1 protein-coding gene is annotated in these 551 nt (G+C 64.4%); it reads right to left on the bottom strand.

Annotated elements, in window-relative coordinates; genetic code table 11:
• Positions 1-293: 293 nt before the first annotated feature.
• A complete protein-coding gene (locus OTB20_RS42345; protein WP_420716633.1) occupies positions 294-398 on the bottom strand; it encodes a hypothetical protein in 105 nt (34 codons plus the stop codon).
• Positions 399-551: the final 153 nt, after the last annotated feature.

The following is a 551-nucleotide window of genomic DNA, read 5'->3' as shown; positions in this document are numbered from 1 at the left end:
GCGTACAGCCACTCCGTTCGCGGCAGACCCCGAGAAATCACAGAACGTGACAACTACGTGATCGCCCAGGGCCTGTGCCTGTTTCGCCCAAGGCTCCCCACCGCGCCTATCTGCGCGACCTCTAAGTGCCCGTGAACGAACTGATCGTTAGGGGTGCTTGGCGGTGGAGCGGGCTAGCCTTCGTGCCATCAGTATGATCATGGACCACTTGACCATGGCTTCGTGGTGCTCGGGTAACCGTTCGTAGTCGCGTACGCAGCGTCGGCGCTGGAAGATCCACGACAATGTGCGCTCTACCACCCACCGCTCCCGCGCTCCTGCACGCTCGCGGTGGTGACCGTGACGACCAGGAGGAGGCCGATCGTGTCCACGATCACGTGACGCTTGCGCTCTGCCACCCGTGTCCCCGCGTCGTATCCCCTGCTCTGAGAGGTCGTTAAGTCCCTTTCCGGTAGAGGCCCCGTCCGGGCTGAGTGAGGAAGCCTTGGCGGGTGAGGCGTCCGAGGCGGCTGCGGGTGACGTTCAGGGAGGGGTCGTCGGTGGGCATGCCG

Source organism: Streptomyces sp. H27-H1, assembly GCF_026627445.1.
Lineage (GTDB): Bacteria > Actinomycetota > Actinomycetes > Streptomycetales > Streptomycetaceae > Streptomyces.
The sequence above is the reverse complement of the archived record's forward strand: the minus strand, read 5'-3'. Positions and strand labels throughout refer to the sequence as shown.